The organism is Streptomyces sp. NPDC030143 (genome assembly GCF_055573695.1).
Genome location: NZ_JBVIAY010000016.1, coordinates 155,661 through 169,749, shown reverse-complemented (window position 1 = coordinate 169,749; position 14,089 = coordinate 155,661). Strand labels below are relative to the sequence as shown.

At 71.3% G+C, this 14,089-nt stretch carries 13 protein-coding genes; 4 read left to right on the top strand and 9 right to left on the bottom strand.

From position 1 onward, the window contains the following. Positions 1 to 280 precede the first annotated feature (280 nt). From ACZ4YY_RS25970 to ACZ4YY_RS25960, 3 genes are all read left to right on the top strand, one after another. Positions 281 to 700, top strand: a complete 420-nt coding sequence (locus tag ACZ4YY_RS25970) for a VOC family protein (protein WP_468294734.1) — start codon at positions 281 to 283, stop codon at positions 698 to 700. A 34-nt stretch (positions 701 to 734) separates the two neighbouring features. Continuing rightward, positions 735 to 1,865 (top strand): LOG family protein, encoded by a 1,131-nt coding sequence (locus tag ACZ4YY_RS25965; protein ID WP_468294731.1) that lies wholly within the window; start codon positions 735 to 737, stop codon positions 1,863 to 1,865. A gap of 160 nt (positions 1,866 to 2,025) precedes the next feature. After that, positions 2,026 to 2,772 (top strand): LAETG motif-containing sortase-dependent surface protein, encoded by a 747-nt coding sequence (locus ACZ4YY_RS25960; protein ID WP_468294728.1) that lies wholly within the window; start codon positions 2,026 to 2,028, stop codon positions 2,770 to 2,772. 387 nt (positions 2,773 to 3,159) lie between these two features. On the opposite strand, the gene ACZ4YY_RS25955 is transcribed toward ACZ4YY_RS25960, so the two are convergent. From ACZ4YY_RS25955 to rlmN, 4 genes are all read right to left on the bottom strand, one after another. Beyond that, on the bottom strand, positions 3,160 to 4,194 hold the full coding sequence (locus tag ACZ4YY_RS25955) for an ABC transporter ATP-binding protein (protein ID WP_468294725.1): 1,035 nt from the start codon (positions 4,192 to 4,194) through the stop codon (positions 3,160 to 3,162). Beyond that, positions 4,194 to 5,867: an ABC transporter permease gene (locus tag ACZ4YY_RS25950; RefSeq protein WP_468294722.1), complete on the bottom strand. Its 1,674-nt coding sequence runs from the start codon at positions 5,865 to 5,867 to the stop codon at positions 4,194 to 4,196. The genes ACZ4YY_RS25955 and ACZ4YY_RS25950 overlap by 1 nt, the downstream gene beginning before the upstream one ends. After that, positions 5,843 to 6,973, bottom strand: a complete 1,131-nt coding sequence (locus ACZ4YY_RS25945; RefSeq protein ID WP_468294719.1) for a thiamine ABC transporter substrate-binding protein — start codon at positions 6,971 to 6,973, stop codon at positions 5,843 to 5,845. The genes ACZ4YY_RS25950 and ACZ4YY_RS25945 overlap by 25 nt, the downstream gene beginning before the upstream one ends. A gap of 211 nt (positions 6,974 to 7,184) precedes the next feature. After that, the gene (gene rlmN, locus ACZ4YY_RS25940) at positions 7,185 to 8,291 is read right to left on the bottom strand and encodes a dual-specificity RNA methyltransferase RlmN (RefSeq protein WP_468294715.1); all 1,107 of its coding nucleotides are present in this window, start codon (positions 8,289 to 8,291) and stop codon (positions 7,185 to 7,187) included. A gap of 369 nt (positions 8,292 to 8,660) precedes the next feature. Between rlmN and ACZ4YY_RS25935 the strand changes: the two genes are divergently transcribed. After that, a complete protein-coding gene (locus ACZ4YY_RS25935) occupies positions 8,661 to 8,996 on the top strand; it encodes a DUF6233 domain-containing protein (RefSeq protein ID WP_468294711.1) in 336 nt (111 codons plus the stop codon). Between the two features lie 167 nt (positions 8,997 to 9,163). On the opposite strand, the gene ACZ4YY_RS25930 is transcribed toward ACZ4YY_RS25935, so the two are convergent. From ACZ4YY_RS25930 to rpsB, 5 genes are all read right to left on the bottom strand, one after another. Further along, entirely contained in the window at positions 9,164 to 10,429 is a 1,266-nt protein-coding gene (locus ACZ4YY_RS25930; RefSeq protein ID WP_468294708.1) for a phosphatidate cytidylyltransferase, read from the bottom strand. Continuing rightward, positions 10,429 to 10,986, bottom strand: coding sequence for a ribosome recycling factor (gene frr / locus ACZ4YY_RS25925; protein WP_468294705.1), 558 nt, complete (start codon positions 10,984 to 10,986; stop codon positions 10,429 to 10,431). The genes ACZ4YY_RS25930 and frr overlap by 1 nt, the downstream gene beginning before the upstream one ends. Positions 10,987 to 11,214: 228 nt before the next feature. After that, entirely contained in the window at positions 11,215 to 11,973 is a 759-nt protein-coding gene (pyrH, locus tag ACZ4YY_RS25920; protein WP_468294702.1) for a UMP kinase, read from the bottom strand. 189 nt (positions 11,974 to 12,162) lie between these two features. Next, positions 12,163 to 12,999 carry a translation elongation factor Ts gene (gene tsf / locus ACZ4YY_RS25915; RefSeq protein WP_468294699.1) on the bottom strand — a complete coding sequence of 279 codons (837 nt, stop codon included), beginning with the start codon at positions 12,997 to 12,999 and terminating at the stop codon, positions 12,163 to 12,165. Between the two features lie 155 nt (positions 13,000 to 13,154). Beyond that, positions 13,155 to 14,075, bottom strand: a complete 921-nt coding sequence (gene rpsB, locus ACZ4YY_RS25910; RefSeq protein WP_468294696.1) for a 30S ribosomal protein S2 — start codon at positions 14,073 to 14,075, stop codon at positions 13,155 to 13,157. Positions 14,076 to 14,089: the final 14 nt, after the last annotated feature.

The window sequence follows — 14,089 nt, the reverse complement described above, 5'->3', positions numbered from 1 at the left end:
CTCATTTTCTCTTGGTTTTTTGTCTTCTCCCTTTCTGTGCGCTCCTCGTTCTTCCCCCCCCCCCCCCCCCCCCCCCCCCCCCCCCCCCCGGCCCGATCAGGCGCTCAGAGTGCAAGGACCCCTGAGGCACGGCGCTCGGAGAAACCGGCGCGGCAGCCCACCCGAAAACCCGCGCGAAAAAAGTCACCGACCACCGATGAGTTCCGCACGACCCCCCGGTCTACCCCACCGAACACCACGAACGAGCCGCACACGCGCCAGATCCGAAAGGGAGAGACCGATGACCGCCCCCGCCTACCAGCAGATGATCTTCGTCAACCTGCCCGTGAACGACCTCGAGGCCTCCAAGAAGTTCTTCACGGAGCTGGGCTACTCGATCAACCCCCAGTTCAGCGACGAGAACGCGGCCTCCGTGGTGATCAGCGACACCATCGTCGCCATGCTGCTCACCAAGCCGTTCTACTCGACCTTCACCAAGAAGGAGATCGCGGACGCCACGAAGACCAGCGAGGTGCTCATCGCGCTGAGCGCCGAGAGCCGCGAGAAGGTCGACGAACTGGTCGACCGCGCCCTGGCGTTGGGCGGCAGCCCCAGCGGCGACACCCAGGACCTCGGTTTCATGTACGGCCGTTCCTTCGACGACCTCGACGGCCACACCTGGGAGGTCGTCTGGATGGACCCGTCCGCCGTCGAGGGCTGACCACCGGCCGTTCGGCGACGCCTAGCATGGGCGGGTGCATCCGACCACACCCGCCCAGACGTTCGACGGATCCCATGACCGGGAGATCGAGTCCCTCGCCGAGTTCGACGAGGTGGTCTCCGCCCAGGGCACCCTGTCCCACTACCGGGTCCAGGCCGTCGACCTGACGGACCGTACGCCGGACCTGCTGGCACTCGACACCACCGGCGCCGTCTTCCTGGGCTGCCCCATGGCCCCGGAGGCGGCGGCCGGGGTGCGGGCCTCGGGCGCCCTGGTCTTCCCGCCGGTCCCCGGCCTCGCCTTCGATCCCTACCGGGCGTTCGTCTACTCCCCCGACGAGCTGTTCGCCTCGCTCGACGAGGGCGGCTACGAGGCGACCCCGGACGCCCGCGCCTACGCCTGGTTCCAGCGGACCAGGGCGAACGGCGACGTCTTCGCCTCCGTCCTCCGCTCGATCCACGACGACGCCGTCTCCGACGCCCTCGACGAACTCCTCACCGGACAGCGCGTGGTGGGCGTCATGGGCGGCCACGCCATGGCGCGCGGAACCGAGGCGTACGCCGGTGCCGCGCGCCTCGGCCGGGAACTGGCCCGCGCCGGACTCACCGTGGCGACCGGCGGCGGCCCGGGCGCGATGGAGGCGGCGAACCTCGGCGCCTACGCGGCACCTCTCGCCGACGGCATGCTCACCGAGGCCCTGCGGATGCTGGCCAAGACACCGTCGTTCACACCGTCGGTCACCGACTGGGCGACGGCCGCCTTCGAAGTGCGCGCCCGCTGGCCGCGGGGCGGCCCCTCGGTCGGCATCCCCACCTGGTTCTACGGCCACGAGCCGCCGAACCCCTTCGCCGCGCACATCGCCAAGTACTTCTCCAACGCCACCCGCGAGGACGGCCTGCTGGCCCGCTGCACGGCGGGCGTGGTGTTCCTGCCGGGCGCCGCCGGCACCGTCCAGGAGATCTTCGACAACGCCACGCCCAACTACTACGGGTCGCGGGGCGAGCCGACGCCGATGGTGCTGGTGGACCGCTCCCACTGGACCGAACGGCTCCCGGCCTGGCCGCTGCTGCGGGCGCTCGCACGGGAACGGTCGATGGAAGGGCGGATCGCGCTGGTCGACCGGATCGAGGAGGCCCCGGAGGCGCTGCGCCGTCTCAGCGGCTGAGAACCGGTCGCCTCCCGGGGCGCACGGGGGGCGCACGGATTGACATTACTTATGAAACGCTTATAGACCTGTGGGACTCGTGGGGACGCTGTCGCCGCCGTATCGGGGGCGTCACCTCCCCCTCCACCCCCCGCAGTTGCGCATCTCGTAAAGGACAAACGTGTCCATATCTCGTCGTACCGCCGCTCGTTCGGTGCGCATGCTCGGTGTCACCGCCGCTTCGGCAGCCCTCGTGTTCGGCGTCGCCGGCCCCGCGCTGGCCTCCGACATCAAGGACTTCTCGGCCGAGGCCGCGTGTGACGGCGCCAAGGGCGTCATCACCGTCACCGACAAGGGCAAGTCGGCGGCTCCGGCCGTCGTCAGCGTCTTCCTCGAGAACAACGGGGCCGACCTGCGCAAGGTCGGCGAACTGCCCGTCGCGGCATCGGCCAAGGGCGTCACCGTCACCTTCGCCGAGGACTGGGAGCCGGGCGCCATCTACCGGGTGCACGTCACGACCGCCGACGTCAACGCCGACATCGAGCCGCACCTGACGACGCCCGCCAAGGCCTGCCGGGCCGGTGCCCCCTCCACTCCGTCCGCCTCTGCGTCGCCCTCGCCCTCGGCGTCGCCGTCGGACACCGCCTCGACCCCGGCCGCCCCGGCCGAGCCCGGGACGCCGTCTGCGTCGGTGCCCTCCGGCGACGGTTCCGCGCCCGCCGCGGGCACGCCGGGCGCCGGAGGGACCGGGGGTACGGCAGGCACCGCGAGCAACGCCCCGTCGCCCGCGGTCGGCGAGTCCAACCTCGCCGAGACCGGCGCCGGCTCGAACACCGGTCTGATCGTGGGCATCGCGGTCGCCCTGGTCGCCGTCGGCGGCGGCGCGGTGTTCTTCGGCCTCCGCCGCAAGGGCTCGAGCAACCGCTGACCCCCACCGCCGCTGCCCCACGCTTCCGCGGTGAGTCGCACCGCTGAGCACGGCCCCGGGGCGGCGGCCCCCACAAGCACGGCCCGGCGCCCCCACCCCCCGCCCAGCCGTCGCACCGGACCACCGGGACACCTACCACCCCGCCTGCGGGCAGTCGTCGCACCGGACCCCCGGGACACCTACCACCCCACGTGCGGGCAGTCGTGCCCCAGCGGCGGCGCACCCCACCTCCCGAACCTGCGGGCAGTCGTGCCGCAGGGGCGGCACGGGTGGGCGCAGCGGCACCCCCCGAGCACGGGCCGGCGACAACCACCCCGCCCCAGCCCCGACACCGGCACCGGCACCGGCCAACCGGCCCGCCGCGCCGACGCCCCCGCCCAGCGCTCCTCAGCCGAGCACCACGACCTCCGCGGCGTCGAACGCCACACCCACCTCGTCCCCGACGCCCGGCGCCAGCCGCAGCGCACACGCCGCCTCCACCCGCGGCGGCGCATCCCTCGGCCCACCCGCCGGCTGGAGTCGGACGGCGACATGCGTACCCCGAAACGTGCGCGCGGCGACCGTGCACCGCAGCCCCTCGTCCGCACCGACCAACCGCACCCCCGCCGGCCGCACCAGCAGCGTGCACGCCCCCTGCCGAGAGCCGGCCGGCACCGGCACCTCGCCCCACGGGGTGTCCGCCACCTCTCCGCGGACGCTCGCCTCCACCACGTTGTCGAAGCCGAGGAACCGCGCCACGAACGCGTCGGCCGGCCGCTGCCACACCTCGAGCGGCGTACCGGACTGGGCGATCCGCCCGTCCCGCATCACCACGACCCGGTCGGCCAGCGCGAACGCCTCCCCCTGGTCGTGGGTGACCGCCAGCACCGTCGTGCCCAATCGCCCGAACAGCTCCCGCAGTTCGACGACGAGCCGCTCCCGCAGCGACCGGTCGAGCTGACCGAGCGGCTCGTCCAGCATCAGCAGCCGGGGCCGGGGCGCGAGCGCACGGGCCAACGCCACCCGCTGCTGCTCCCCGCCGGAGAGCGCGGCGACGGACCGCCCACCGGCACCCGGCAGCCCGACGAGGTCGAGCAACTCGCCCACCCGCTCCCGCCGTCGGTTCTTCGGCGTGCCGTGCATCCGCAGTCCGAAGGCCACGTTGCCGCCCACGTCCCGCTGCGGGAACAGCTGGTGGTCCTGGAACATCAGCCCGAGCTCCCGCCGGTGCGCGGGCACGTCCGTCTGGTCGCGTCCGTCGAGCACCACCCGCCCGCCGTCGAGGGGTTGCAGTCCGGCGACCGCCCGCAGCAGCGTCGACTTGCCGCTGCCGCTCGGCCCGAGCACGCACACCACCTCGTGCTCGGCGACGGCGAGGTCGACACCGTCGAGCACCGCCCGCCCGCCGAACCGCACGGTCGCACCCTCGAGGCGCAGCAGCATCAGAACTCCCCGGTCCGGTCGGTCCGCAGCCGCTCCAGCACCAGCAGGGCCACCGCGCACACCAGCATCAGAATCGTCGAAAGGGCCATCGCCTGGCCGTAGTTGAGCTCACCGGCCCGCCCCAGCAGCCGGGCCACGGCGACCGGCAGGGTCGGGTTGTCGGGCCGCGCGATGAACACCGTCGCGCCGAACTCCCCGAGCGACACCGCGAAGGCGAACCCGGCCGCGACGAGCAGCGCCCTCCGCACCATCGGCAGGTCCACCTCCCGCCACACCCGCCACGGCGACGCCCCGAGCACCGCCGCCGCCTCCCGCAGCCGCTCGTCCACCGCCCGCAGCACCGGCAGCATGGTCCGTACGACGAAGGGGACGCCGACCAGCGCCTGCGCGAGCGGCACGAGGATCCAGGTGCCGCGCAGGTCGAGCGGGGGTTCGTCGAGCGCGATCAGGAAGCCGAAGCCGACGGTGACGGCGGAGACGCCGAGCGGCAGCATCAGCAGCGCGTCGAAGCCCCTGACCAGGCGTCCGGCGTCCCGCCGGGTCAGCGCGGCGGCGGCCAGCCCACCGATCACCACCGCGATGGCGGTCGCGACGACCGCGTACTGGAGGGAGTTGCCGATCGCCTCGATCGGCGGCACCAGGAAGACGTTGCCGTCGTCGCTCGTCAGTGCCCGGTAGTAGGCGAAGCCGGGCGCGTCCAGGGAGCGCTGCACCAGCACCGCCAGCGGCAGCAGGAGCAGGACGACGACGGTGGCGAGGACCCCGGCGAGCAGCGCCCACTGCCCCGCCCCGCGCGGCCGGCGCGCGGTCAGCGAGGCGTCCACCAGCCGCAGGGCCGTCTCCCGCCGCCGTACGGTCCAGGCGTGCAGGGCGAGGATCGCGCCCACGGCGGCGAACTGGACGAAGGTGAGGACGGCGGCCGTGGACAGGTCGAAGATCTCCGACGTCTGCCGGTAGATCTCGACCTCCAGGGTGGAGAAGGTCGGCCCGCCGAGGATCTGCACCACGCCGAAGGAGGTGAAGGTGAAGAGGAAGACCATGAGCGCGGCGGCGGCGACGGCGGGCCCGAGGGCGGGCAGGGTGACCGTGCGCCAGGCGGTGAGCCGGGACGCGCCGAGCAGCCGCGCCGCCTCCTCCTGTCGCGGGTCGAGCTGCGCCCACAGCCCGCCGACGGTCCGCACGACGACCGCGTAGTTGAAGAAGACGTGGGCGAGCAGGATCGCCCACACGGTGGTGTCCAGCCGTACGCCCCACAGCTCGTCCAACAGCCCGCCGCGCCCCACGAGTGCCAGGAACGCCGTACCGACGACGACCGTCGGCAGGACGAACGGGACGGTCACCACCGCCCGCAGGAGCTGCTTGCCGGGGAAGGCGAAGCGGGCGAAGACGTACGCGGCGGGCAGGGCGAGCAGCAGGGTGAGCACGGTGGAGGCCAGCGCCTGCCAGGTGGTGAACCACAGCACGTGCCGGATGTCGGACTGCCCCAGTACGTCGGCGAGGCGCCCGAGGTGCCACGCCCCGTCGTCGTTCAGTCCGCGCGAGACGATCGCGGCGACGGGGTAGGCGAAGAAGACGCCGAAGAACGCGACGGGCAGGGCCATCAGGCCGAGCCGCGCCGCGCTCCCGCGCCGGGTGGTCCGCGCGTCGCTCACTTCAGGACGAGCGAGGTCCACGACTTGACCCAGTCGTCACGGTCGGCGGCGATCTTCGCCGGCTCCATGGTCTCGGGGTCCTTCGCGGCCGGGCCGTACTGCGTGAACTCCGCGGGGACGGCCGCGCCCTTGAGCACCGGGTAGACGAACATGTTGAGCGGCATGTCCTCCTGGAACTCCTTGCCGATCAGGAAGTCGATCAGCGCCTTGCCGCCCGCGCTGTTCTCGGCGTTGCTCAGCAGTCCCGCGAACTCCACCTGCCGGAAGCAGGTGCCGGTCGCGACGCCGGTCGGGGCGGTGGTGGGCTTGGGGTCTCCGTAGACGACCTCGGCGGGCGGCGAGGAGGCGTAGGACACGACGAGCGGCCGGTCGGCGCCGGCCTTCTTCCCGCCGGCCGAACCGGAGAACTCCTCGTTGTAGGCCTGCTCCCAGCCGTCGACGACCTTCACGCCGTTGGCTTTGAGCTTCTTCCAGTAACCCTGCCAGCCTCCCCCGCTCCCCGCTCCGCCCGAACGGGAGGTGTCCCCGTCGCCGTACCGGGCGGCGGTGCCGAGGAGGAAGCCGAGGCCGGGTGAGGAGGTGGAGGCGTTCTCGGTGACGAGGAGGTTCTTGTAGGCGGGCTTGACCAGGTCGTCGAAGGAGGCCGGCGGGGCCAGCCTGCGGTCGGCGAAGTACTTCTTGTCGTAGTTGACGCAGATGTCGCCGAAGTCGACGGGCGTGACGCGGTGCTTGTCGCCGTCGAGCCGGTAGCGGGCGTCGACCTGGTCGAGCCCCTTGGCCTCGTACGACTGGAACAGGTCGTTGTCGAGCGCGCGGGACAGGAGCGTGTTGTCGATGCCGAAGAAGACGTCGCCCTGCGGGTTGTCCTTGGTGAGGATCGCCTTGTTGACGGCCTGCCCGGCGTCGCCGTCCTTGAGGACCTTGACCTTGTAGCCGGACTGCTTCTCGAAGTCGGCGAGCACGTTCTTCGAGACGGCCCACGAGTCGTGGCTGACGAGGGTGACGGTCTTGGAACCGCCGCCGCCGGAGCCCGAGTCGGAGCCGGAGCCGGAAGACTGCGACCCACACGCGGACAGCGTGACGAGACCGAGGCCGACGGCCGCGGCCACGAACGTCCTGGTGTTCACGGATTTCCTCCTGGAGGTGACCAGGAAGAGACGCGGCCCTGCCCGGACCCAACGGGGCCCGGGCAGGGCGCAACAGCTTGAGCGATGACCGAACTTCCTACCCAGAATGACCTGGGCGAGGTTCAGAGGGTCTGCGGCCCGCTCGCCGCACTCTCAGCGCTGTGGCGCTCCCCTGTCGGAATACGAAGGTATGAAGTTGTCCGGGATCAGACTACCGCTCGGTGGCCGCGAGCTGGCCACAGGCTCCGTCGATCTCCTGGCCCCGGGTGTCCCGGATGGTGACTGGCACCCCGTGCGCGGCGATGGCCTCGACGAACGCCTTCTCGTCCGCGGGCCGGGAAGCGGTCCACTTCGAGCCCGGGGTCGGGTTCAGCGGGATCAGGTTCACATGCACGGGCCGCCCCTTGAGCAGCCGCCCCAGCCGGTCGCCCCGCCAGGCCTGATCGTTGATGTCGCGGATCAGGGCGTACTCGATGGACAGCCGCCGCCCGGACTTCGCCGCGTACTCGAACCCGGCGTCGAGCACCTCGCGCACCTTCCACCGCGTGTTCACGGGGACGAGGGTGTCGCGCAGTTCGTCGTCGGGGGCGTGCAGCGAGATGGCGAGGCGGCACTTGAAGCCCTCGTCGGAGAACCGGTGGATGGCGGGCACCAGTCCGACGGTCGAGACGGTGATCCCGCGCTGCGACAGCCCGAGCCCGTCCGGCGTGGGGTCGGTCAGGGCGCGGACGGCCCCCACGACCCGCTTGTAGTTGGCGAGCGGCTCGCCCATCCCCATGAAGACGATGTTGGACAGCCGGGCCGGCCCTCCGGGCACCTCCCCGTCCCGGAGCGCCCTCATCCCGTCGACGATCTGGTGGACGATCTCGGCGGTGGACAGGTTCCGGTCCAGCCCCGCCTGTCCGGTCGCGCAGAACGGGCAGTTCATCCCACAGCCCGCCTGCGAGCTGATGCACATGGTGACCCGGTCCGGGTACCGCATCAGCACCGACTCGACGAGCGTCCCGTCGAACAGCCGCCACAGGGTCTTGCGGGTGGTGCCCTGGTCGGTCGACAGATGCCGCACGACCGTCATCAGCTCGGGCAGCAGCGCCTCGCGCAGCTTCTCGCGCGATCCGGCGGGGATGTCGGTCCACTCGGCGGGGTCGTGCGCGTACCGCGCGAAGTAGTGCTGCGACAGCTGCTTCGCCCGGAACGGCTTCTCCCCGATCCCCGCCACGGCCTCCTTCCGCTCGGCGGGCGAGAGGTCGGCGAGATGCCGCGGCGGCTTCTGGGCTCCGCGGGGGGCGACGAAAGTGAGTTCTCCGGGCTTAGGCATGGCCTTACCAGTGTCGCAGATCGATGGAGTGACCCGGATCTCACCGGTGCCGGCCGGCCGTCGGGGGGGCGTCGGCTCCCGTCGGGGTCAGGGCCGGGAGGCGGCGACCTCGATTCCGGATCCGGTCAGGACGACAAGGGTCGGGACGGCGAGCACACCGATGGCATGGCCGCAGCGGGCTGAGCGGACATCCGGCTCGGTCTCGCACCCGCGACCGCCGCACCCCTTTCGCGGGGCCGGCCCGCCGGTCGGACGTCGGTGGCACGACAGGGCCGGCGTCAGCCTCCGGCGGCGTGGCCGCGCGCGGGCGAGGGACACCGCCCGGTCACGGGGGTGTCCCTCCGGACCACGCACCATAGAATCGAACACGTGAACGATGATTTGCCGCCGGACCTGCCGAGGCTCCGGGTGCTGGAAACGTGGCTGGGCCTCTCCCTGGCGCGGGTGCGGCAGCGCATCGCCGACGTGGAGCGCCGCGAGGCCGAGCGGCGCCGCGGCGAGCGGCGACGGCCGCGGCGGCCCGACTGGACGGTCGACCTGGGGACAGGCGGCGGCGTTCCGGTCTCCGTGCACGTGGGCGGCTGCCACATGGCGGGCAGGCGGCTGCGCGCGATCTCGCGCGAGGAGGCCGTCCGCACGATCGCCGACGGGGTCACGCCGTGCACCCACTGTCGTCCCGACAGCGAACTGGGAATCCTGGACTGAGGGGTCCTTGCAGCACTGTGCCCGCCTGGGCCGCGCGGCCTGATCAGGCGCTCATGGCGCAAGGACCCCTGAGCCCTCACCGCCGCGCACCGGCCCCGGACGCCGTCGAACGCCCGAGCCCCCGCTCACGGGAGCGGGGGCTCGGCGGACGGAGACCGGGGGCAGGGTCAGCCGGACCCCACGAACAGCACCAGCAGCAGCCACACCACCGGAGCCGTCGGGAGCAGGGAGTCCAGGCGGTCCATGATGCCGCCGTGCCCCGGAAGCAGGGTGCCCATGTCCTTGATGCCCAGGTCCCGCTTGATCATGGACTCGCCAAGGTCGCCGAGCGTGGCGCTGGCCGCGACCGCGACGCCGAGCAGCAGGCCCTGCCACCAGGTCCCGTCGTCGATCAGGAACTGCATGCACAGCGCGCCCGCCACCATCGCGAACGACACCGCGCCGAGCAGGCCCTCGCGGGTCTTGCCCGGGCTGATGCGCGGAGCGAGCTTGTTCTTGCCGAAGCGCCAGCCGACGGCGTACGCCCCGGTGTCGCTGACGACCGTCAGGAGCAGGAACGTCAGGACGCGCTGCGGTCCGTCGTCCGCGGTGAGCATCATCGCGACGAAGGTCGCCAGGAACGGCACGTAGAAGGCCGCGAAGACACCGGCCGTGACGTCCTTGAGGTAGCCCTCAGGCGGTTCCGTCATCCGCCAGACCAGGACGGCCAGCGCCGTCAGGGCCATGGCGACCCAGGCGCCCTCGGCGCCGCGGACGTACCCGGCGACGACCATCGCCGCACCGCCCAGCGCGAGCGGCACGAGCGGGGCCCTGACGGCCTTGCGCTCCTGCAGCCGGCTGGTCAGCTCCCACAGGCCGACGACCACGGCGACCGCGACCACACCGACGAAGACGGCCTTGACGACGAACAGCGACGCGACGATCACCGCGCCGAGCCCGACCCCGACGCCTATGGCCGCGCCCAGGTCACGGCCCGCGCTCTTCTTCTGCGGTGCGGGCGCCGGCTGCGGGGCGTCGGGCATGGGCTCCGGATTCTGCGGCACCGCCGCAGGGGGCTGCGCCGACGGGGTCTCGTGGGTCCCGCCGCGGTACGCCCCGTGGCCGTGGGACCGGTGGCCGTAGGGGTCGTCGCCGCCGCGGTGGGTGTCGTCTCGGTGCGCTCCGTCCCGGTGGGTCCGGCCGGAGTGCGTCTCGTGTCGGAACAAGGGGCCGCCCGGCTGAGCGGCCCCCCGGTCGTCATCCTGGTTTCCGCCGTGAGCGGGTACGTCGGGGACGATGGGCATGGGGCGAGTCTGTTGCGCCTCAGGCGCATCGTACGTGGGACCCGCCGGGGCAGCCCCCTGGACAGGCCCGTGGCCTTCGGGCCCCCAGTACCCGGCCTGTGCACCGTGTGAACCGGCTTGTGGCGGAGCGCCCCAGGAAGAGTCGTTCATCAGACCTCGAGAAGCTCCGCTTCCTTGTGCTTCAGGAGCTCGTCCACCTGAGCGACGTACTTCGCGGTGGTGTCGTCGAGCTCCTTCTCCGCACGGCGGCCCTCGTCCTCGCCGACCTCGCCGTCCTTGACGAACTTGTCGATGGCGTCCTTGGCCTTGCGGCGGACGGAGCGGATGGACACCTTGGCGTCCTCGCCCTTGCCCTTGGCGACCTTGATGTACTCGCGGCGGCGCTCCTCGGTCAGCTCGGGGAACACCACACGGATGATGTTGCCGTCGTTGCTCGGGTTGACGCCCAGGTCGGAGTCGCGGATCGCCTGCTCGATGTTGCGCAGAGCGCTCTTGTCGAACGGGGTCACGACCGCCATGCGCGGCTCCGGCACGGAGAACGAGGCCAACTGGTTGATCGGCGTCGGCGCACCGTAGTAGTCGGCCACGATCTTGTTGAACATCGCCGGGTGCGCACGGCCGGTGCGGATCGCGGCGAAGTCCTCCTTGGCGACCACGACGGCCTTCTCCATCTTCTCCTCGGCCTCGAGGAGGGTCTCTTCGATCACCACTTGCTCCTGCGTGTCTTGAGTAGGCCCGGCTGCGGTTCCTTGCGGGGGCGGCGGCCGGCTGCGTCGCGTCTTCTTCCTGCACGGTTCCCGACCGGCAGGACATTGTCCATCCCTCGACCAGGGTCCGTCCCCCGGTCAGGTGTTGTCGTGGCGACCGCTGTTCTCGTCGGTCGGACCGGGGGTCGTGCCGGTCGAACCGGCGGTCTCACCGGTCGGGCCCGGCCGTCAGACCTGGCCGGTCTGGTCGCCCACAAGCGTGCCGATCTTCTCACCCTTGACGGCCCGCGCGATATTGCCCTCGGCCAGAAGCTCGAAGACGAGGATCGGGAGCTTGTTGTCGCGGCACAGCGTGACCGCGGTGGCGTCGGCGACCTTCAGTTCGCGCGTGATGACCTCGCCGTAGCCGAGGGAGTCGAACTTGACCGCCTCCGGGTTGGTCTTCGGGTCGGAGTCGTAGACGCCGTCCACGCCGTTCTTGCCCATGAGCAGCGCCTCGGCGTCGATCTCCAGGGCGCGCTGCGCGGCGGTGGTGTCGGTGGAGAAGTAGGGCATGCCCATGCCGGCGCCGAAGATGACCACACGGCCCTTCTCCAGGTGGCGCACGGCGCGCAGCGGGATGTACGGCTCGGCGACCTGGCCCATGGTGATGGCGGTCTGGACCCGGCTGTCGATGCCCTCCTTCTCCAGGAAGTCCTGGAGGGCGAGGCAGTTCATCACGGTGCCGAGCATGCCCATGTAGTCCGAGCGGGCCCGGTCCATGCCGCGTACCTGGAGTTCGGCGCCGCGGAAGAAGTTGCCGCCGCCGATGACGACCGCGATCTGCGAGCCGTCGCGCACGACGGCCGCGATCTCACGGGCGATCTTGTGCACCACGTCGGGGTCCACGCCCAGGCCCCCGCCGCCGGAGAATGCCTCGCCGGACAGCTTCAGCAGGTACCGGCCGCGTACTTTGCCGTCGTCGCTCTTCTGGGCCTTGGTGCTCATGGGAGATCCCGCCTCTTTCACGTGGTGCACATACGAAGAAGGCCATTGCCGGTGGGGTGTCGTTCGCAACCCATGCGCGGCAATGGCCTCCTCGTCAGATCTGCTGTCGTCCGCCACACGTCCGGTGACGACGTACCCGGACGACTGCTGCCGACCCTATCGGGGCCGGGCGTCCGTCGCGGTACGGACTCAGATGCCGACCTTGATGCGCGTGAAGCGCTTCAGGGTGACACCGGCCTCGTCCAGGACCTTCTGGACGGACTTCTTGTTGTCGAGCGCGTACGGCTGGCCGAGCAGCGTGGCGTCCTTGAAGAAGCCGTTGAGGCGACCCTCGACGATCTTCGGCAGGGCGGCCTCGGGCTTGCCCTCGGCGCGGGTGGTCTCCTCGGCGACGCGGCGCTCGGACTCCACGACGTCGGCGGGGACGTCCTCCTTGGAGAGGTACTTCGGCGCGAAGGCGGCGATGTGCTGGGCGACGCCCTTGGCGACCTCGGCGTTCGGCTTGTCCAGCTCGACGAGGACACCGATCTGCGGGGGCAGGTCGGGCATCGTGCGGTGCATGTACGCGATGACGAAGCCGTCGGTGAACTGCGCGAAGCGGTCCAGGACGATCTTCTCGCCGAGGTTGGCGTTGGCCTCGTCCACGAACGCCTGGACGGTCTTGCCGGGCTCGATCTCGGAGGCGAGCAGGGCCTCGATGTCGGCCGGGGAGGTCTTGGAGACGTGCTCGGCGATGGCGGTGGCGACGCTCTGGAACTTCTCGCCCTTGGCGACGAAGTCCGTCTCGCACTTCAGCTCGACGAGGACGCCGGCCGAGTTGTCGTCGGCGATGATCGAGACCACGGCGCCGTTCTCGGCGGAGCGGCCCTCGCGCTTGGCGACGCCCTTCTGGCCCTTGATGCGGAGCGCCTCGACGGCCTTCTCGACGTTGCCCTCGGCCTCGTCCAGCGCCTTCTTGCAGTCCATCATGCCGGCGCCGGTGAGCTCGCGGAGCTTCTTGACGTCGGCGGCGGTGTAGTTCGCCATGAGTCTGTGAGTCTTTCTCGAAGTCTGGAGGATCGAAGATCTGCGGCGTGCGCTCCCATGGAGACCGGGAGCGCTGTCCGTTCGCTGACCTACGGGTGAACGGCGGGAGCGGACTTCATGTCACCGCTCCCGCCGTCACCAGGGACGCTGACGGGTCAGGCCTGCTCGGCCTCGGCGGCCGGCGCCTCGGCGGGAGCCTCGGCAGGGGCCTCGGCAGGGGCCTCGGCGGGGGCCTCGGCAGCGGGCGTCTCAGCGGCGGGCGCCTCGGCAGCAGCCTCGGCGGCCGGGGCCTCCTCGGCCTTCTTCTCGCCCTCGAGCAGGTCGCGCTCCCACTCGGCCAGCGGCTCGCCGGCGGCCTTCTCGCCCTTGCCCTCGGTGGCGACACCGGAGCGGGCGATGAGGCCCTCGGCGACGGCGTCGGCGATCACGCGGGTGAGCAGGGTGACGGAGCGGATCGCGTCGTCGTTGCCCGGGATCTTGTAGTCGACCTCGTCGGGGTCGCAGTTGGTGTCGAGGATCGCGACGACCGGGATGTTGAGCTTGCGGGCCTCGCCGACCGCGATGTGCTCCTTCTTGGTGTCCACGATCCAGACGGCGCTGGGCACCTTGGACATCTCGCGGATACCGCCGAGGGTCTTCTCCAGCTTGGCCTTCTCACGCGAGAGGACCAGGAGCTCCTTCTTCGTCAGACCCGAGGCGGCGACGTCCTCGAAGTCGATGAGCTCGAGCTCCTTGAGGCGCTGCAGACGCTTGTAGACGGTCGAGAAGTTGGTGAGCATGCCGCCCAGCCAGCGCTGGTTGACGTAGGGCATGCCGACGCGGGTCGCCTGCTCGGCGATGGCCTCCTGCGCCTGCTTCTTCGTGCCGACGAACATGACCGTGCCGCCGTGGGCCACGGTCTCCTTGACGAACTCGTAGGCGCGGTCGATGTACGACAGCGACTGGAGCAGGTCGATGATGTAGATGCCGTTGCGCTCGGTGAAGATGAAGCGCTTCATCTTCGGGTTCCAGCGACGGGTCTGGTGACCGAAGTGGACGCCGCTCTCCAGCAGCTCCCGCATCGTGACGACGGCCATGGCCGTTCTCCTTG

What these genes read in the sequence shown, in the direction of transcription:
- ACZ4YY_RS25930 (WP_468294708.1), bottom strand. Translation starts at nt 10,429, where the DNA reads ATGAACGACTCTTCCTGGGGCGCTCCGCCACAAGCCGGTTCACACGGT.
- rlmN (WP_468294715.1), bottom strand. Translation starts at nt 8,291, where the DNA reads ATGCCTAAGCCCGGAGAACTCACTTTCGTCGCCCCCCGCGGAGCCCAG.
- tsf (WP_468294699.1), bottom strand. Translation starts at nt 12,999, where the DNA reads ATGGCGAACTACACCGCCGCCGACGTCAAGAAGCTCCGCGAGCTCACC.
- ACZ4YY_RS25955 (WP_468294725.1), bottom strand. Translation starts at nt 4,194, where the DNA reads ATGCTGCTGCGCCTCGAGGGTGCGACCGTGCGGTTCGGCGGGCGGGCG.
- rpsB (WP_468294696.1), bottom strand. Translation starts at nt 14,075, where the DNA reads ATGGCCGTCGTCACGATGCGGGAGCTGCTGGAGAGCGGCGTCCACTTC.
- pyrH (WP_468294702.1), bottom strand. Translation starts at nt 11,973, where the DNA reads ATGAGCACCAAGGCCCAGAAGAGCGACGACGGCAAAGTACGCGGCCGG.
- ACZ4YY_RS25970 (WP_468294734.1), top strand. Translation starts at nt 281, where the DNA reads ATGACCGCCCCCGCCTACCAGCAGATGATCTTCGTCAACCTGCCCGTG.